At 35.6% G+C, this 19635-nt stretch carries 14 protein-coding genes, 3 tRNA genes, 1 other RNA gene and 1 pseudogene; 5 read left to right on the forward strand and 14 right to left on the reverse strand.

The genetic code is table 11. The features are described from left to right. Nucleotides 1-76: 76 nt before the first annotated feature. The 4 genes from lepB to ACVRZD_RS00960 all read right to left on the reverse strand — a co-directional run bounded on the left by lepB (nucleotide 77) and on the right by ACVRZD_RS00960 (nucleotide 6539). Nucleotides 77-634, reverse strand: coding sequence for a signal peptidase I (lepB, locus tag ACVRZD_RS00945; protein ID WP_037624679.1), 558 nt, complete (start codon nucleotides 632-634; stop codon nucleotides 77-79). A 128-nt stretch (nucleotides 635-762) separates the two neighbouring features. Further along, nucleotides 763-2265 (reverse strand): pyruvate kinase, encoded by a 1503-nt coding sequence (pyk, locus tag ACVRZD_RS00950; protein WP_037624682.1) that lies wholly within the window; start codon nucleotides 2263-2265, stop codon nucleotides 763-765. Between the two features lie 74 nt (nucleotides 2266-2339). Next, the gene (gene pfkA / locus ACVRZD_RS00955) at nucleotides 2340-3353 is read right to left on the reverse strand and encodes a 6-phosphofructokinase (protein WP_037624685.1); all 1014 of its coding nucleotides are present in this window, start codon (nucleotides 3351-3353) and stop codon (nucleotides 2340-2342) included. Nucleotides 3354-3434: 81 nt separating this feature from the next. Beyond that, nucleotides 3435-6539 (reverse strand): DNA polymerase III subunit alpha, encoded by a 3105-nt coding sequence (locus ACVRZD_RS00960; RefSeq protein WP_037624687.1) that lies wholly within the window; start codon nucleotides 6537-6539, stop codon nucleotides 3435-3437. A gap of 206 nt (nucleotides 6540-6745) precedes the next feature. Between ACVRZD_RS00960 and ACVRZD_RS00965 the strand changes: the two genes are divergently transcribed. Genes ACVRZD_RS00965 through ACVRZD_RS00975 form a run of 3 tightly spaced genes read left to right on the forward strand, consistent with a single transcriptional unit; the run spans nucleotide 6746 to nucleotide 8615 of the window. Then, nucleotides 6746-7114 carry a GntR family transcriptional regulator gene (locus ACVRZD_RS00965; RefSeq protein WP_037624689.1) on the forward strand — a complete coding sequence of 123 codons (369 nt, stop codon included), beginning with the start codon at nucleotides 6746-6748 and terminating at the stop codon, nucleotides 7112-7114. A gap of 1 nt (nucleotide 7115) precedes the next feature. After that, nucleotides 7116-7814, forward strand: coding sequence for an ABC transporter ATP-binding protein (locus ACVRZD_RS00970; protein WP_037624691.1), 699 nt, complete (start codon nucleotides 7116-7118; stop codon nucleotides 7812-7814). 9 nt (nucleotides 7815-7823) lie between these two features. Next, on the forward strand, nucleotides 7824-8615 hold the full coding sequence (locus tag ACVRZD_RS00975; RefSeq protein ID WP_037624693.1) for a hypothetical protein: 792 nt from the start codon (nucleotides 7824-7826) through the stop codon (nucleotides 8613-8615). A gap of 59 nt (nucleotides 8616-8674) precedes the next feature. Here the strand turns inward: ACVRZD_RS00975 and ACVRZD_RS00980 are convergent, their stop codons facing one another. Next, nucleotides 8675-9286, reverse strand: coding sequence for a TVP38/TMEM64 family protein (locus tag ACVRZD_RS00980; RefSeq protein ID WP_037624695.1), 612 nt, complete (start codon nucleotides 9284-9286; stop codon nucleotides 8675-8677). Nucleotides 9287-9376: 90 nt separating this feature from the next. Here ACVRZD_RS00980 and ssrA point away from each other — a divergent pair. Both ssrA and ACVRZD_RS00990 read left to right on the forward strand, forming a co-directional pair. Then, nucleotides 9377-9724: a transfer-messenger RNA gene (gene ssrA / locus ACVRZD_RS00985) on the forward strand. Nucleotides 9725-10085: 361 nt separating this feature from the next. Beyond that, nucleotides 10086-10709: a DUF3862 domain-containing protein gene (locus tag ACVRZD_RS00990; RefSeq protein WP_037624697.1), complete on the forward strand. Its 624-nt coding sequence runs from the start codon at nucleotides 10086-10088 to the stop codon at nucleotides 10707-10709. A 253-nt stretch (nucleotides 10710-10962) separates the two neighbouring features. Here the strand turns inward: ACVRZD_RS00990 and ACVRZD_RS00995 are convergent. From ACVRZD_RS00995 to parC, 9 genes and pseudogenes are all read right to left on the reverse strand, one after another. Then, nucleotides 10963-11034 (reverse strand) — tRNA-Arg (locus ACVRZD_RS00995). Nucleotides 11035-11181: 147 nt separating this feature from the next. Further along, nucleotides 11182-12318 carry an ISAs1 family transposase gene (locus ACVRZD_RS01000; protein WP_447450177.1) on the reverse strand — a complete coding sequence of 379 codons (1137 nt, stop codon included), beginning with the start codon at nucleotides 12316-12318 and terminating at the stop codon, nucleotides 11182-11184. A 123-nt stretch (nucleotides 12319-12441) separates the two neighbouring features. Further along, nucleotides 12442-13891: pseudogene (locus tag ACVRZD_RS01005) on the reverse strand (IS1182 family transposase). 263 nt (nucleotides 13892-14154) lie between these two features. Beyond that, on the reverse strand, nucleotides 14155-15378 hold the full coding sequence (gene rpsA / locus ACVRZD_RS01010; protein WP_037627009.1) for a 30S ribosomal protein S1: 1224 nt from the start codon (nucleotides 15376-15378) through the stop codon (nucleotides 14155-14157). Nucleotides 15379-15499: 121 nt separating this feature from the next. Next, nucleotides 15500-15571 (reverse strand) — tRNA-Gln (locus ACVRZD_RS01015). 5 nt (nucleotides 15572-15576) lie between these two features. Then, nucleotides 15577-15657: transfer RNA gene (locus ACVRZD_RS01020), tRNA-Tyr, on the reverse strand. Between the two features lie 60 nt (nucleotides 15658-15717). Continuing rightward, nucleotides 15718-15948 (reverse strand): DUF2969 domain-containing protein, encoded by a 231-nt coding sequence (locus ACVRZD_RS01025; protein ID WP_037627010.1) that lies wholly within the window; start codon nucleotides 15946-15948, stop codon nucleotides 15718-15720. Nucleotides 15949-16012: 64 nt separating this feature from the next. Then, nucleotides 16013-17047, reverse strand: a complete 1035-nt coding sequence (locus ACVRZD_RS01030) for a branched-chain amino acid aminotransferase (protein ID WP_447450178.1) — start codon at nucleotides 17045-17047, stop codon at nucleotides 16013-16015. 94 nt (nucleotides 17048-17141) lie between these two features. Beyond that, entirely contained in the window at nucleotides 17142-19601 is a 2460-nt protein-coding gene (gene parC, locus ACVRZD_RS01035; protein ID WP_447450183.1) for a DNA topoisomerase IV subunit A, read from the reverse strand. Nucleotides 19602-19635: the final 34 nt, after the last annotated feature.

Genomic DNA, 19635 nt, shown 5'->3' on the forward strand with positions numbered 1-19635 from the left:
TTTGATTTTATCTTGTCAACGATTTAATTGGTATAGTTTGATAAAAAATTACAAAGAAAAAATAGAGTAGTGTACACTACTCTATTTCAACAAATCCAAAATTTTTTAATGGCAGTACCCTAAACGATACAACTCCTTTAATTTTTGATTTATCAATCAAACCAAATGAACGACTATCATCCTTATTTAATCTATTGTCATTTAACAACAAATACTTATTCTCAGGAATAATATTAGTTTTTCCATTGGTCAATGTTGATATTGTAAAATCATCCGTATATAGAGCTCCCATTGCAGATGATGATAGAAAATCTGTTTTTTCCTTCTCAATATAGTGTTGAGGTTCGACTTTATCATTCAGATAAAAAATATCATCCATGTAAGTAACCTTTTCCCCACCAATTGCTATAACCCTACTCATATATTTTTTACCATTCACTTTATAAACGACAAAATCCTTATATTTGGGGGTAATGTTCTTTTTAATTGTAATTAAATCACCTGATTGCAAATATGAATTAGCCGAATCAGTTGTAACTTTATAAGTGGAAAAAACAAATACTCTTAGTAAAATAGCTACAACTATAATAATTAATCCAAGTAATATATTTCTAATAAAATCTCTTTTTACCATATTAACTCCTAGTCTTTAGTCTATTATAACATGATTTTAAGAATAACTAAAGTCTAGTAATTTCAAGTTGTTTGAAAATTCCTTAAATAAGAAAAAGACACAAGTCAAACTTGTATCTTTCATAAACATTATTTAACTGTGCGAACACGCATTGTATTTGTTCCGCCAGAACCAACTGGAACACCAGCAACGATAACAATGTTATCACCTGATTTAACAAGACCTGAATTAAGTGCAACTTTCTCTGCAACTTCAAACATATCATCAGTTGAAGATGGTTTTTCAGCAAGAACTGGAATAACACCCCAATAAATCATCAAAGCTTTTTGAACTTTTTCATCAAATGTGATAGCTAAAATATCAGCATCTGGACGGAATTTAGAGATTGAGCGTGCAGTATAACCAGATTCTGTAATAGTAACCACAAGTTTAATATCCATTGAATGCGTTGCATCTTTAACAGCTGATGCAATAACATCTGTTTTATTTGTACGAGCAAATTTAGATGAATCTAAACGACCGTATTCATTAAGTAGTGTTTGAGCATTCTTATCAATAGTTGCCATAGTACGAACAGATTCGACTGGGTATTTACCATTAGCTGATTCACCAGAAAGCATTGTTGCATCTGTACCATCAATAACAGCATTAAATACGTCAGAAACTTCTGAACGAGTTGCACGAGGTTTTTCAGTCATTGTTTCAAGCATATTTGTTGCTGTGATAACTGCTTTACCTGCTGCATTTACTTTAGTAATGATCATTTTTTGGAATACTGGAACCATTTCAAATGGCACTTCAATCCCCATGTCACCACGAGCAATCATGATACCATCTGCAGCTTCAATAATTTCATCTAAATTATCAATACCTTGTTGGTTTTCAATTTTTGCAAACAATTGAACATGTTCATTACCAGTTTCACGACAGATTTCACGAACTTCTTCTACATCTTTTGCAGTACGTACAAATGAAATCGCAATGAAGTTAAGACCTTGTTTAAGACCAAAACGGATGTCGTCATTATCACGTTCAGCAAGTGCTGGAAATGGAATTTTAGTGTTAGGGATATTAACACCTTTTTGTTTAGCGATAATACCATCATTTTCAACTTCACAAATAAATTGACGTGTTGCAATATCTTTTTCAACAACTTTTAATCCTAATTTTCCATCATCGATAAGGATTGTATTTCCAACTTCAACTTCATCATAAATATCAAGTCCACCAGCAACACTTAAAGCAATTACTTCACGACTTGATTGAATTCCTTGTTCTGTAGCAACCCGAATAGTTTCACCGGTTGTATAGCTATATTCTTTAGCATCGGCTTCAAATAATTCAGTTCTCATTTCTGGACCTTTAGTATCCAATAAGAAACCTACTTTTTGACGAGCCATTTCTTCAGCACGACGAACTGTTGCCATACGGTCACCTTGTTCTTGGTGGTCACCGTGAGAAAAATTGAAACGGAAAACATTTGCACCAGCTTCAATTAATTCAGCGATTTTTTTCGCTGAAGCTTCAACATCGAGTTTACCAGCCCAGTAGCCGTCTTCTCCATATTTCTTACCACCACGGATTTCTACCGCAGGACCAAGTGTTGCAACGATTTTTACGCGTTTATTCATAATGATATGAAACTCCCTCTTTTTTTGTCGATTAGCGACGATGTTACTATAATTAGTATGACTTAACTGTCTAATTATCTATTCAAAGTACGATTTAAAGCTGCAAAATCTAAACGAGCTTTGTGTGGATTATTCACAATGATTTTGCCTTCAGCTGATAATGTAAATAAAGCACCTTCCTCAGCTGAACCAAGAATTGGACTTTCCACTATCTCTTCATTATGAATACCAACTGCTAAACCGCCTCTTCCTTCTTTTAGAAGTTTAACAGCATGGGCACCCATCCATGATGCAATAACACGGTCACGAGCTGTTGGAGAACCTCCACGAAGAACATGTCCAAGGTTAGTTACACGGAGGTCATTAACATTTCCAGCTTCTTTAAGTTCTTTGGCAAATTCTTCACCACTCATAACGCCTTCAGCTAAAACAATAATGTGGTGATTTTTCCCCATCTTATTAAAGTCTTCATCAATATTAGCTACTACTTTTTTAATGTCATAGCCTTCTTCAGGAACAATAATTTGATCTGCTCCACTTGCAATTCCTGCCCAAAGGGCAATATCACCTGCGTTACGTCCCATAACTTCAACAACGAATGTACGACCATGACTTGATGATGTGTCACGTAACTTATCAATAGCTTCGACTGCGGTATTTACTGCAGTATCAAAGCCAATTGTATAATCAGTTCCGGCAATATCATTATCAATTGTACCAGGCACACCAATAGCTGGGAAGCCATGTTCTGTAAGACGCATAGCACCATGGTAAGAACCGTCACCACCGATAACGACAACACCTTCAATACCATGTTTTTTTAATTGTTCAATACCAGCTAATTGACCTTCAAGCTGGGCAAATTCAGGATAACGTGCAGAATATAAGAATGTTCCACCACGTGAAATTTTATCTCCAACATCTTTAGATGAAATTGGGAAGATGTCACCAGCTACTAAACCAGCATAACCATGATTAACACCAAAAACTTCCATTCCTTCATAGATTGCTTTACGAACAACTGCTCTAATTGCAGCATTCATTCCAGGGGCATCACCACCACTAGATAAAACAGCAATACGTTTCATTATTTTGGTACTCCTTTTATTAATTTAACGTTATTATTATAGCATATTAGTTTGCAAATTACTTCACTAAGAGAGCATTTTTTACTGATAAACCGTTTTCAATGCTATTGTAGCGATTTCATTTTTAAATTCTTCTGTCAAAGCAACAAATTTATCATCTATTGCAAGCGTTTCCTTAATTGATTTATAGTGAATGATAACAGGAACATTACCTGGGTAACGATTTAAAACCTCTGCAATTTGGCTATCTTGCTCATGGTTTTCAACGAGAATCCAAAATGATTTTTCTTGAGCAAATTGAAGAGAGGTTAAAATCATCTGCAACCGGTTGTCACGCTCTTTTACCTTTCCAGAGATGTAATAAAGTTGCCCTTCATGTAACATATCTTTCACTTTTGCATATTGTTCTGGAAAAATTATCACCTCACATTTGGTCTTCGTATCAGTTACTGACAAGAAAGCCATTTGCTGGCCATTGCTTTTAGTTCTGATAATTCTAATAGTATCAATTTGGACCAAAATTAGAGTTTCTGTATCTTTGACCAACTTCGAAACTGGTACAAATGGTTTTTTCGACCTTTCAGAAAGCGCAATGAGGGGGTGCTTACTCAACCCAACTCCAATCGTCTCTTGCTCTAATTGATATTTCTCAGCGGTTGAATAGTCATCATATGCAACCCAACTAAAAGATGAATCAGCAAAGAGTGAGCCTAACTCATTAACAAAAATCAGCAAAGCTTCACAATTTTCGATAACTTTTCTTCTATTAGGCTCGTACTGATCAAACAGTCCTATTTTGATGAGAGGTAATAAAACCTCTTTTTTCTTATATTTCTCAGGAATTCTTGTCATGAAATTTTCAATTCCTGAGAAAGGCCTATTTTCGATAATCCAATAAGCAAAATCTCTTGGAAGAGCTTTGATATTTTTCATCCCCATTAAAATGGTATTATTCTCTACCTTATCAGTATAAGGAATCGTATTTATGCTTAAAGGAACAACTTTAAAATCAGAATCTATCGCATCATTAATATAATCACTATTAGAGTAATTCATAATAATATCAAAGAAAATGGATGGGTAGTGAGCTTTAAAATAAGCCAACTGAAAGGCTAATGCAGAATAAGCAAAGGCATGACTCCTATTAAAACCATAGCCAGCGAACTTCTCCATTCGCTTGAACAATAACTTAGCAGTCTCAGGAGAACGCCCTAATTGGCTTGCCCCCATTAAAAATTCTGACTCTAGCTTCTTCATTTCAGCACTATTTTTCTTGGACATGGCTCGGCGCAGCAAATCGGCTTTGCCTAAGCTAAATCCTGCGAAGACTTGTGCGATCTGCATAACTTGCTCTTGATAGAGCATGATGCCATAAGTCGATTCCAAAATCGGAGCAATCACCGGATCGATTAAATCAACCGCCTCCTGACCGTTGCGCCGTTTTATAAAATTATTACTATAATCACTAGCACCAGGACGATTAAGTGACGTGGTCGCAACAATCTCCTCAAACCGAACAGGTTTAATCCGCTTTAATAAACTAATAGCACCATTTTGTTCAAACTGGAAAATTCCTTTTGTATCACCACGCGCAAATAAAGCTAATGTCTCTTTATCCTCTAAATCAATATCTGCAATAGAAATCGTAATTCCCTGTTCTTTAAGCAATTTTTCTTGCATTTTTTGGACGAATGTCAGATTGCGTAAGCCAAGAAAGTCCATTTTCAATAAGCCATTGGCTTCAACAGCTGCTGCATCATACTGGGTAATCATCATATCATCACCAAGCTTAAGTGGGATGTGGTCAGTCAAAGTATTATCACTCATCACAATTCCTGCCGCATGAATAGATGTCTGTCGTGGATTACCTTCTATGCGCTTAGCAATCTCAAAAGCTCTTTGGTATTCCAAACGACTGTTGACGAATTGCCTAAAGCTAATATTATTCTGATAAACAGAATCAAGTGTGTCTTTAAATCCTATTTTTTTAGTTAAGTGACTAAGTTCATATTCCGGTAAGCCAAATCGTTTAAAAACATCACGAATGGCCTGCTTGGGGCCAAAGGTAGAAAAGGTCACAATTTGCGCTGAATGATCGCTACCATATCGGTTTCTAACGTAATGCAAAAATTCACTACGGTAAATATCTGGTAAATCAATATCAATATCAGGCATGCTATATCGCTCTTTATTTAAGAATCGCTCAAAGAGCAAGTCATTCTTAATTGGATCAATACCAGTAATTTCTAAACTATATGCCACTAAAGATCCTGCAGCTGAACCACGCCCCATCCCCATATAATATCCCTTACTTCTTCCAAATCGAAGTAAGTCCCAAACAATTAAAAAGTAATCATCAAAGCCCATTTCAGAAATAATCTGAAGTTCCTTATCTAATCGTTCCTGGTATTTTGTGGTCCAAAGATTCTTTTTCGTTAAGCCTTCTTCGGTTAATTGACGTAGTTGGTCTTTTGCGGGTATTTCACGGTTAAATCGTGGTAGTTTTAGTTCCGAATCAAATTGATAAGAAATAGTTGACACTAGTTCTTCAAGATTCGATAAAGCTTCTGGAAATTCAGCCTGAAAAAACTCTGTTAAGCTAGCTGCAGACTCTAAAAACTGTCCCTCAATGATGACAGCAGTCTCATTTAAATTGACATTGTCTCTTATAGCATGTAAAACTTGCAAACTTTCCCTATCACTATCCGAAAAATACCTAACTCTTCTTAAAGCAATTAGAGGATAATTAGTTGGGTTTGATCTAGTCTCCTGATAAATTCCAAAATAGGTTTTAAGAGGTAAATCAAGTTCTTGACTATTTTCTTGATCTGGAATAATTGCAACAAGTCCTTCTGAAAAGTTTTCTAACTCGGCTAGAATCAAGTCTCCAGACATTTTTATGGTTGACAGTTTCAGAAGATTTTTGTAGCCTTTATTGTTTGTGGCAATTAAAAATAAACGTGTCAATTTATCCTGACTGGGATAATCAACTTCTAATCCCAATACTGGTTGGAGGCCATGCTTTTGACAACCAGTAATAAAGTGATAGGCAGCATATAGATTATCCTTATCCATGATACCAATTGTTTTATAGCCAAGTTTTTTAGCTTCTACAAAATAACGATCCAAATCAATTAAACTGTCCATAAAAGAATAGACTGTTTTCGTTTCTAGTTGTGCAAACACTGACTTCTCCTTTCCGATGTAGCTTCCTCTATTATACTATGAAAATCCATTTGTTGCCCATTTTTTATTTTTGTCAAAAATCCATAACAACCCTTCAATAACTGAATGCTTGACAATCATAATTGTTTTTTGTATCATTGGTTTGGTACAATTCGATATATATTATAACTCAATTGCCAATTGAATTATATTAGAGAGGGGAACACATGTCTTGGAATTTTGATGAAAAATCTCCCATTTATGCACAAATTGCACAACATATAAAAATGCAAATTGTCAGTCAAGAAATAAGGATCGGAGATCAATTGCCAACTGTCAGAGAGTATGCTGAAAAAGCTGGGGTCAATCCAAATACTATGCAAAGAGCATTTACTGAACTAGAACGTGAAGGCATGGTATATTCACAACGTACTGCTGGTCGATATGTTACTGATGACCAAGAACTGATTTCACAAAAAAGGCGGGAACTAGCAATAAAAGAATTAGAATCTTTTGTTTCTAACATGACAAAAATGGGGTTCGCTAGAAATGAAATCTTACCAGTCCTAGAGACTTTTATCACGGAGGAAGTATAGTATGACCAACTTACTACAGTTACACCATGTTTCTAAATCATATAAAAGAAAAAAAGTTATTAACGATTTGAGCCTTACCATCAAACCAGGAAAAATAGTTGGATTACTTGGACCAAATGGTAGTGGAAAAACAACGTTGATTAAATTAATTAACGGACTAATTCAACCAGATATGGGTGACATTGTCGTTGATGGCTTTAGACCTTCCATTGAGACAAAAAAAGTCATTTCCTATTTACCAGATGCTTCATATTTAAGAGAAGATATGAAAATTTCAGATATTATCGAATACTTCATTGATTTTTATGACGATTTTGATCGTGCAAAAGCTCATAGCCTCTTCAGAGATCTTAATTTAGACTTAGACGAACAACTTAAAAATCTTTCAAAAGGAAACAAGGAAAAAGTTCAATTAATTTTAGTCATGAGTCGTAAAGCAAAGCTTTATATTTTAGATGAGCCAATTGGTGGTGTTGATCCAGCAGCTCGTGATTATATTCTAAAAACAATCATTAATAATTATTGTGATAATGCTTCAGTTCTCATTTCGACGCATTTAATTTCTGATATCGAACCAATTTTGGATGAAATAATATTTCTTAAAGATGGAGGTGTCTATTTAAATGGTAATGCCGATGATTTAAGGGAAAGTCATAAGCAATCAATTGACTCACTATTTAGAGAAACTTATAAAGTATAGGAGACAATAATGTTTGGTAAACTTTTAAAATACGAATTAAAGTCTATTGGTAAATGGTATTTTGCAATCAACTTAGCTATACTAGCTATAGCAGGCTTACTTTCAGCAACCCTAAAATGGTTAAAATTTGAAAGCAACACTCAAAATACTACTATGAAGCTTTTGAACCAACTACTTCCACTTGCCCTAAGTTTAATTTTTGGCGCACTAATAGCGGGATCACTACTTGCTACCTTATTAATTATCATTAACCGATTCAACAAAAATGTTTTCGGTCGCGAAGGCTATTTAACGATGACATTACCGGTTTCAGAGCATCAAATCATTCTGTCAAAACTCTTATCTTCATTAATTTGGAGTTTCTTCAATGGCATTATTTTAGTTTTTGCAACTCTAATCATGCTTATCCCACAGATATCTTCAAGCATTCTAAAAATGGGTATGGAAAAAATTGGTGAATTTCTCTCGAAACATCCAACAAATAGTGCTCTATTTCTTACAAGCTATTTCTTGTCTGCAATTGGTGGCGTTTTATTAATTTATTTAGCGATTTCAATTGGGCAACTTTTTTCAAACAGACGGGGTTTAAAAGCTTTTATATTCTATTTCCTAATCGCTATAGCTACTAGCCTACTGTTCTTCTTTATCAATATTAAGATTTTTAACTTTAGTAGCAATGATACGTCACAACTTTTTCTACCAAACTATTACTTCGTTATAATAGTTGAAAGCATTTTTGAAATCATTACATTCTACTTTGCTACTTATGGTATTCTTAAGTACAAATTGAATTTACAGTAACCTAAAAGACTTTAGCCGAAATTGGGACTAAAGTCTTTTTGTATTTTAGTTACTAATCATTAATGCATAAACCATTTCACTATATCTCCGCCAAAGATAAAGAGATAGCCATAACCAATAACTGAAATCGGTTTTGTAATCAATATTATGGTCATAAATCGTTTCACTGACATATTAGTTAAGCCTGTAACCATGACCATTACATCTGCAGGTGAAATTGGTGAAGCCATGCAGAAAATAAATAGTTTTTCATACCCTGGCGTCTCAAGTCGTCTTTCATAGCGGTAAAAAGTTTTCTCATCAACAAATAATAAGATAAATTTACGTCCATAAATTTTGACAATAGCAAATAAAAGGTAACTCCCTATGATAATTCCGATATAATTATACAAGAATCCTTCTATTGGTCCAAAAATCAAAAATCCAGCTATAGTTGTCAAACCTCCAGGAATGACAGGGAAGACAATTTGGAATATTTGGACAACAATAAAAATAGAAGGTCCCCAAAATGGATAAGCAGTGACCAAATCCTTTAAGGCATTTTTATCATTAAGTATCCCTAGCTTATATAGCCAAAAAGCTAATATAAAGCTGCCAATTAAGGCTAATATACCTAATACTTTAAACAATTTTTGCATAAATTGATAGGTTTTTGAATCGTGATTTTTCATATTCTTATCATACCATAAGCAAAGATATTTTGCTATCTAATTTAAATTTTGTTATAATACTACAAGTAAGTAAAACTTACCCTTATTTAAGGGGTTGTTACGGATTCGACAGGCATTATGAGACATGTTTTGCGACCCATCGGCAGATGTAAAATGCCAGTTAAATATAACTGCAAAAAATACAAACACTTACGCTTTAGCTGCCTAAAAACCAGTTAGCGTGACTTCGACAAGATTGCTTGTGTCCTGTTTGAAGTCTCAAAATAGCAAGCTACGCTAAAGTATCTGTCTAGCCACTTTAGAAGAGATTTATAGACTCGCAAGTTAATGGCTTGAGTTATGTGTCCTTAACTTGTCAAATTAAGACATAACCTATGGTTGTAGACAAATATGTTGGCAGGTGTTTGGACGTGGGTTCGACTCCCACCAGCTCCATAATAACTTATTATAAGTTGCCGTAACTTACCAAAACCTTGTTAAATCAGGGTTTTTTATTTTTCATAAACATTACTTACCATATGTTTGTGAAAAAGAGAGACCCAAACTAGCTCCAATTAATAGATCTACAGACAGTATGCACCTATTAAAACACAAAACACATGGCTATATGATAAGATTATTATGACCATAAAATCTTAAATCTAGCATAACTGACAAATTAAAGAGTAATCAAATTTTTATATTAAAAAAAAATGATTAGCTCCCAACTATCAGTTCAGAATATACAAAAGAAATGAGTAAATACAAGAAACATGAAATATGATATAATGAAGGTAATATTTTAGATTGGGAAGTAATTATGTCATTAAAAAAACTAATAAAAATTCTAGTTATACCAACACTCTGTATTTCTGTAGTAGCTTGTTCAAATAAATCAGATAAATCATCATCATCAGAAGATAAAACGACTCTGAAACAAAAAAGTGCCCAAGCTTCACCACACCAAGATAAACGTTTGGCTTTTGAAAAAATTAAGATAGCCTCAGCAAGTAACGAATTTAAAGGCGGATCAACTTTAGAAGACCTTAAATCACTCTACGGAGAACCCAATAAACATGATAAGAAACCAGCTGGTAATGTTGAATTAGATAGCTACACATGGACTTTTGACCACGTTACAATCACAATAAATATGTTCCAAAACTCAACAATCGTCAAGTCAATCTCCAATTTTGCTTTTAATAGAGACTTGAACATTTCTCAAAAAGACTACAATAAATTAAAAAAGGGAATGACCTATAACCAAGTCACTAAGCTACTAACTGAACCTGATGACTATACAATGGCAACATCCTCAGCAAAAGACCAAACACAAGCAATCTGGATCAGTGGCTTAAAATCTAAAGTAAGAGGTGCTAATATTTCACTTTTATTTGAAAATGATAAATTAGTTGATATGTCTCAAAAGGGCCTTATAGAGTAAAATGAGCAGGTATAGAACCTGTCTCATTTTTATTAACTTCATAAATAAATAGATTACAAAAAGTTGTTTTTAGAAACTATCCCTATAGTTAATATAGGGATAGATAATAGAAGGATTTCAAGTAAAAGCCACATTTATAAAGAATTTAAATTTGTATCATTATATTCTTTCTATCTTTTTCCAAACTTTTCGGATAAATGTCGGAATACAAAATAAAAGCCCTTATTTTATAAGGCTTTTAAACGATATTCTATCCACCTTGAGGGAATCGAACCCCCATCTTAAGAACCGGAATCTTAGGTGATATCCATTACACTAAAGGTGGAACAATAATAATAGTATACCATAACTAAATCATTTTCGGAATACGTTCCTACTAAACAAACACGCCTTTCGCATGAAAACTTTCTCCTCACCTTTTTGTGCCCTCACATCTTTTTTGAAAAGATAGCTTTTTAAACGGGTCATTTTCTTACCCTCTGTTTCCAAATAATTGTTCCAAGTAATCTTCCAAATGAACAGAGATATACCGTTGTTTGCGTCGATAACTGAGGTTCTTTTTGGGAAACACCATCACTTTAAGGAAATATAAACACATTTTTCGGATTAGATTAAGGTTAAAAGCAGCTCGTTTATCCAGGGTCTGATGATGGTCTTCACGATAAACCACATCCAATAACCAATGCATACTTTCTACTGACCAATGCCCTCGGACACTATGGGAAAAAGTCATCACATCAGGCTTAAAGCTAAAGATAAAATAACGTACTTCTTGACTCAGTTGACCATCCCTATCAATGGTAGTACGAGTCATTCCAATCCCACGCAATTTATGCCATTTGGGATGGGTTTGACACAACCACTTAACGTCAGGACTTATCCAGTATTCTCGAACTTCAATCTGTCCTCTAGCTTTCTCAACTGTCTGATAATAGTGTCCTTTTTGTTCTAGTTTCTCCAGTAATTTAGCATCACTAAAATAGAGCTTCACATCATCATAAAGCGTCTCTTGATTTCCTTTTACAGCTAAGCAATAGTCTGCTTTCCCTTTAATAATCGTATCAACGATTTCACTTTGCGTCCCCATGGCATCTATGGTTACAATTCCTTTGCGGATATCAATGGTGCGTAATAATTGAGGTATAGCAATAATTTCATTACTTTTCTCATCAACCGCCACCTGACCTAAACTAAGATATTGCCCACCATCGTAAGCCGTCACAATATGAATAGGTCTCTGGTCTTTACTGCGGTTACCTCGAATCGTTTTCCCATCCACTGAAATAAGTCTGTGAACAGCATCTAAGCTCATCAATGATTGTTCAAATTGAACTTTGAGTTCTTTCAAACAATCTGGATTAACAAGACTAACCACTCTTTCTAAAGTATCATGAGATGGACAACCAGCGCTCAAATCCACATAGTTCGAAAAGGAAGCTTCATTCATTTCTATAAAATCTTCCATTTCCGTCCACGTTTCAATACCAGCTAGTTGGCAACAAAATACTAAAAAGAGAATCGTTGATAACGGGTAATGAACTTTCCAAGCTTGACGCCCATCCAATTCAGCTGTTCGTTCAGCAATAGAAACAATAAAATCAATCGTCATAGTCACCTCACTTCTAGTTTACTACTTTGATTGATTTTGTCATTATGAATCTTCATTTCTGAAAACAAATCTTTCTTCATGCGTTTGTCGTAACTAAACAAAATAAAAAAGTTAAGGATAACCTTAACTTTCAGATTGAAGACAAACTAGTTTTCCTACTGGTTTGTCTTTTCTTATATTCATATATTACGTCCAAAATAGGGAGAAAAAGGCAATTTAAGGAAAAATTAAAAGGCCTTCTGCCCATCATTTTAACCAGTTTTTTGAGATTTAAGCACGCAAAAGTGAGTCCAACTTTATCTCGCATTTTGGACAGTCCAATTTCTCTTGTATATCGAAGGTTGTGGTATTCTTTAGCTGTTCCAAAAAGTCGCTCAACACTTTGCTTACGAAGTTTATAGCGTTCCTTCATTCCACTTTGATGTCTAATCTCTTCACACTTTTCTAGGTAAGCTTTCCATATATGTCGGGTCACCACTTTTTGATGGTTTTTACTTTCTGTACAAATGCCTAGTAAAGGACAATTGATACAAATTTGAGAATCACTTTTGTATTCACGGTAGCCAGATCGATTAGTTGTTGCATAGGACAATACATTGTTTTCAGGACAGATATAACAATCAAAATACTCATCATAAATAAATTCCTTTGGTCTTAATTTTCCCTTCTTTCCAAGTGGTCGCGTGTAGGGGAAAACTGGTGTAACATTCTTATCCAAGAGCAATTTGGCAATACTGGGTGTTTTGTAGCCTGAGTCAGCGATGATAAAGTCTGGATGAAATCCCTCTATCTTATTCCAAAGGGCAGAGAAAGCTTGACTATCGTGACAATTTCCTGCATCAACAGTATAAGCTAAAACCCAACCATTCTTATCACAGGCTACTTGACTAGTGTAGGCGAAGACATCTTTATGTTCTCCCTTATGAAACCAACCACTTTCAGGGTCTGTAGTTGAGACTTTCTTATTTACAGGCTCCTTTTCTTTGGCTAGCCCTAATGGCTTTTTTTCGTGTTTCTCTCGGTCTCGATTAATCTCTATTTCGAGTTGCTCATTCATAAATTTAGCTTGTGTTGTCACCGCTTGATTGATGTACTTGTGACTATTAGCTGCAGCTTTGATATGTGTGCCATCTACAAAAATTTCAGAAGGAGCAATGAGATTGGCATCAAAGCATAATCCTAATACGTGCTTAAAAATACCTTCAATAAGATTGGCATCCTGAAAACGACGACTATAATTCTTACCATAGGTGGTAAAGTGAGGGATTTTATCATCAAGAGTTAGACCTAAGAACCAACGATAAGCGACATTAACTTCAATATCTTTAATGGTTTGACGCATAGATCGGATGCCACAAAAATATTGAATAATTGGAATCTTGACCAAGAGAACTGGGTCTAAACTAGGTCGACCTGTTTCGTCACTGTATGTATCTTTAACAAGATCATAGATGAAAGTGAAATCAACAGTTTCTTCAATTTGACGCAGTAAATGATCTGACGGTACCAATTCATCGATACTATAAAAACCTACTTGATTACGGTTATAATCAAAATTTTCTTTATGTAACATAAGCTTTCCTCACAGTAAACTCTTACTACTTTAATTATACTCCCAAAAGCCTACTAATACTTAAATTACAATACATAGACTCTCTTTTTTTTGATGCTTTTTAAATGGCATAAGAGGGCATTTTTTAGACTTGGGCTAAAAAATGAGTCATGGAATTCCTAAAGGAAGTCGCTGACGTCCCTGCCAAATAAAAAGCAACAAAAAAAGTGAAGACTATACTTTGTCTTCACTCTGAAAGTTAAGGATAACCTTAACTTTTTATATTATAATTCGATATCACCAAATAAATCAGCCATAGAGAAACCAGTTTGAGTTTCTGGTAATTCATAATCACGTTTTGCTTCACGTTTTGGACGACGTGGGCGTGATTGACGTTTTTCGCTATTGTTGTTGTTAGCGTTGTTGCTGTTTTCCTCTGATTGAGCAGGACGCTCTTCAAGAGCTTTGATTGAAAGTGAGACACGTTCATCAGCAGCATTTACTTCAAGAACTTTAACAGTAACCTCTTGACCTACAGAAAGTACATCTTTTGGATTTTCAACACGTTTGTGAGAAATTTGTGAAATGTGAACAAGTCCATCAATTCCAGGTAAAACTTCTACGAAAGCACCGAAATCAGTTAAACGTTTTACTTTACCTTCAACTACGTCACCTTGAGCAAGTTTTTGTTCAACACCGTCCCATGGTCCAGGCGTTGTAGCTTTAAGAGAAAGTGAGACACGCCCAGCTTCTTCGTCAATTGAAAGTACTTTAACTTCTACTTCTTCACCAACAGAAACAACTGATTTAGGTGAAACGTTACGTTCATGTGATAATTCAGTCACGTGAACAAGTCCGTCAACACCACCAAGGTCAATAAATGCTCCAAAGCTAGTTAAACGAGCAACAGTACCAGTTACAACTGAACCTTCAGAAAGTTTAGAGAAGACTTCTTGGCGAGCTTCCTTAGCTGTTTCTTCAATAACTTCACGACGTGACAAGATGAAACGATTTTCTGCTGCATCAACTTCTTTGATTTTTGCATCAAATTCTTGACCAACAAATTTTTCAGTGTTACGTACGAAACGAGTGTCAATCATTGAAGCTGGGATAAATCCACGTAAACCTTCAAATTCAACTGAAAGTCCGCCTTTAACAGCGCGTGTTCCTTTAACAGTAACAACTTCACCCTCACGACCAACAAGTTTGTCCCATGCTTTACGAGCTTCTAAACGTTTTTTAGATACTAGGAAAGTAACTGTATCAGTATCTTTACCTACAACTTGACGAAGAACAAGCACTTCAACTGTGTCGCCAGCTTTAACAAAATCGTTGATATCAGCATCACGATCATTAGTCAATTCACGAAGAGTTAATACACCTTCAACGCCAGTACCATCAATAACAACGTTTGCTTGACCGTTATCAACTGTTAAAACTTCCGCAGTGACTACATCACCAGGGTTTACTTCGCTAACACTGTTTAGCAAATCTTCAAATTCATTCATTCTAAAAAATCCTCCAACAAAAGCTAGCTCCAGCTAGCTTTTGATAACAATATATTTTCTCAAGGTAGCCCGCAACGACATGTTTATCTTTGACGGTCTCAGCTTTCACTGATACCTTTGACTGGGGTAGCTGGATTCGAACCAACGCATGAGGGAGTCAAAGTCCCTTGCCTTACCGCTTGGCTATACCCCAAAAAATGGAAAGAGAGGGATTCGAACCCCCGAACCCGAAGGAGCGGATTTACAGTCCGCCGCGTTTAGCCTCTTCGCTATCTTTCCATAGCAACAAAAACTATTCTATCATAGATTTTGTGACTGCGCAAGTGTTTTTGACCATTTTTAGTGATTCAAATTGTAGCTTTCAATGATGTTTTCAACTGCTTGTTCCAGAGACTTGAAAAAACTTTCAACGTTAGAATTTTTCAAAACAGCAAACCGATCGTCAAGCTCTGCAATTTCTCCGACAAGTCTTTTTCCAATTAGTAATTGATAACCATTAACTGATTTTCCTTCAAGCGTAACTTTACTTTCGACTAATTGAATTTCAATTTTTTTATCTTTTTTACTCATTCTTTACCTCACTTTTAACATTTTACACAAAAATAAATGAGCTTGCAAGGACAAGCTCACTAAATTAGACAACTTTTACGATCCAATCTTCAGGTGCTTCAATGTCACCAAATTGAATTCCGAGTAGTTCATCATATAAACGACGCGTCACAGGTCCAACTTCTGTTTCACTGTAAAAAACATGGAAGTTATCTTGGTATTGGATACCACCGATTGGTGAAATAACTGCCGCTGTTCCACAAGCACCTGCTTCAACAAACATATCCAAACAATCAATCGGAATATCCCCCTCAATCGCAGTCATACCAAGACGTTCTTTTGCAATTTCTAAAAGTGAATATTTTGTAATTGATGGTAGAATTGATGGACTAATAGGTGTAATAAATTGATTATCTTTAGTTATACCAAAGAAATTAGCTGCGCCAACTTCTTCAATTTTGGTATGTGTCGCAGGATCTAAATAAATAACATCTGAAAAGCCTTGCTCTTTTGCACGTTTACCTGGTAAGAGTGATCCAGCGTAATTGCCACCTACCTTAGCTGCACCAGTACCGTAAGGTGCAGCACGGTCAAATTCCGTAGAGACAATAAAGTTTGATGGAACTAAGCCACCTTTAAAATAAGCACCTACAGGCATAGCAAAAATAGTGAAAATATACTCTTCAGCCGGTTTTACACCAATGATATCTCCAACACCAATTAAAAGAGGTCTAAGATATAAAGTAGCTCCGCTACCATATGGTGGAACATAATCTTGGTTTGCTAGAACAACTTGCTTTGCCGCATCAATAAACATATCTGTTGGGACTTGCGGCATTAGTAAGCGGTCTGCAGTATCTTGGAGACGTTTCGCATTTTGATCGGGTCTAAAGAGCTGAATAGAGCCAGATTTTGTGCGGTAGGCTTTCATACCTTCAAAAGCTTGCTGCCCATAATGCAAGGCTGGTGAACTTTCAGAAATATGTAGCGTTGAATCCTCACTTAGACTGCCTTTTTGCCATTGGCCATCTTTAAAATGTGCGATATAGCGATATGGTAATTTATGGTAGGAAAACCCTAAGTTTTCCCAATCTAACATCACTGTCATAGATTTCCTCATTTCATTTTTTTATATTGTACACTAAAAATCTAGCTTTTAAAAGATTTTTTATTTTCTGAATATTATCATAAAAAATAAAAAGAGAAAACTCTTTTTATTTTACTCTGGCAGAAAATACTTCTTGTTCAGAAATTGAATCTGAAATAAATGATCCGTTACTTGTGCGATCTGATAGGTTTAAGTTTTGCAAGATTACATCTTGAACTTGACCCGTTTTTGAGGTCACTTCCAAGATTGTCTCATGTTCTGATTTTTCTTCTGGTGTTGAGAATAAATCAATACTACTTGCTTTAGCTGATCCACTAACGCTACCAGCTAAGAAGACACGGTGCGGTTTATTTTTTAATTCTCTCAACACTTGTAAGCCCCGATTTGCACGACTTGTTTGCGGTATATCAGACATGGCAACCCGTTTTAAACTGCCGCGTTGGGTCAAGACAAAGAATGAATCGGTATGTGCTAGGAAAGCAGACGCTATGTAGTCGTCATTTTTCAAGTTCATGGCTTTCACTCCAGTTGATTTAAGCCCTTGTAGGGGCACCTCTTCATAAGAAAAACGAAGAGCATAACCATTGTGCGAAACTAATGTGATATCTTCAAACAGAATTGGGGCAACAGTAACCACACAATCTTGATCGTTCTTCAACTTGGCGTATTTCGTTGATTTTGAACGATAGGTCCGCCATGGCGACAAGTCTTTTCGCTCAAAACGTTTGATTTGGCCTAATTTTGTTACTGAATAATAGGTGCCCTGTTCAAATTGATCGACAATTTCAGCATATAGGACTTCTTCATCAGTTGCGTAATTAGCTATCGCTTGGGATAAATGCTCACCAGTTTCTTTCCAACGAATATCGGTCAATTCATGAATTGGTCTGTAGATAACATTTCCTTGATTGGTGAAAATTAAGAGATGTTGAGTCGTTTTAGCTGCCTCAACAAATATCAACTGGTCATCATCACGCTTGCCAATTTCATCAATGCTTGAAGCATTATATGACCGTGGACTAGTACGTTTGAGGTAACCGCCACGTGTCACACTGACGAAAGTATCTTCTTCGACAATCAAGCTAGCTGTATTAATCTCAATTGTTTCTGCTTCAATTTGTAATTCTGAACGACGGGCATTAGCGAATTTTTTCTTAACATCACGTAACTCACGCTTCATGACGTTATACATTGTCGCTTCGTTACCAATAATTGCTGATAAGGTTGTAATCAAATCACGCAATTCTTTTTCTTCATTTTGAAGGGTAACAATATCTGTATTTGTTAAACGATAGAGTTGCAAGGTAACAATGGCTTCTGCTTGCTCTTCAGAAAAAGCATAAGAAATCTTTAGATTTTCTTTAGCATCTGCTTTATTATCAGATGCTCTGATAAGGGCAATCACTTCATCCAAAATTGATAATACAAGAATCAAACCTTCTACGATGTGAAGTCTCTTTTCAGCTTTTTCTTTATCAAATTTTGAACGCTTAATTATAATTGATTTACGATGGGCAATATAAGAGAACAGAATTTTAATTAAGCCAACTTGTTTTGGTGTGTAATTGTCTATGGCAACCATATTGAAATTATAGTTGACTTGTAAGTCAGTGTATTTCAAAAGGTAATTTAAAACATTTTGAGCATCTGCATCTTTTTTCAGTTCAATAGCAATCCGAAGTCCTGTACGGTCTGATTCATCACGGACCTCAACAATGCCAGGCACTTTATTGTTGACCCGGACGTCATCAATTTTCTTAACTAAAACAGATTTGTTAATTTCATAAGGGATTTCGGTCACAACAATCTGTTGTTTACCACCTTTAAGTGTTTCAAATACTGTTTTTGAACGAACAATAACGCGACCTTTACCAGTTTCATAGGCCTTTTTGATTTCGTCAGCACCTTGGATGATTCCTCCTGTTGGGAAATCAGGTCCTGGTAAAAATTCCATCAGCTTGTCTAGTGATGCTTTAGGATGGTCAATCATATAAACGACTGCGTCTATGACCTCAGCTAGGTTATGTGGTGGAATATCCGTCGCATAACCTGCAGAGATACCAGTTGCACCATTAACCAAAAGGTTAGGAAAAGCAGCTGGCAAGACCGTCGGTTCTTTTTCAGTATCATCAAAGTTCCAAGCAAATGGAACTGTTTTTTTCTCAATATCTTGTAAAAGATAACCAGAAATTTCGGAAAGGCGAGCCTCAGTATAACGCATCGCGGCTGGTGGGTCACCATCCATGGAACCATTGTTACCATGCATTTCAACTAAGATTTCACGGTTTTTCCAATCCTGAGACATGCGAACCATGGCATCATAAATAGAACTGTCACCATGAGGGTGAAAGTTACCCATGATATTTCCGACAGATTTAGCTGATTTACGATAACCTTTCTCGAAGGTATTACCATCCTTATTCATTGAATAAAGGATACGACGTTGTACAGGTTTTAGACCATCCCGAATATCAGGAAGGGCCCGCTCCTGAATAATATATTTGGAATAACGCCCAAAGCGTTCCCCCATAATGTCCTCTAAAGACATATTTTGAATGTTAGACATAAAATAAGATACCAAGCCCGTCAGTTGCCAAGTA

Source organism: Streptococcus hongkongensis, from assembly GCF_053206145.1.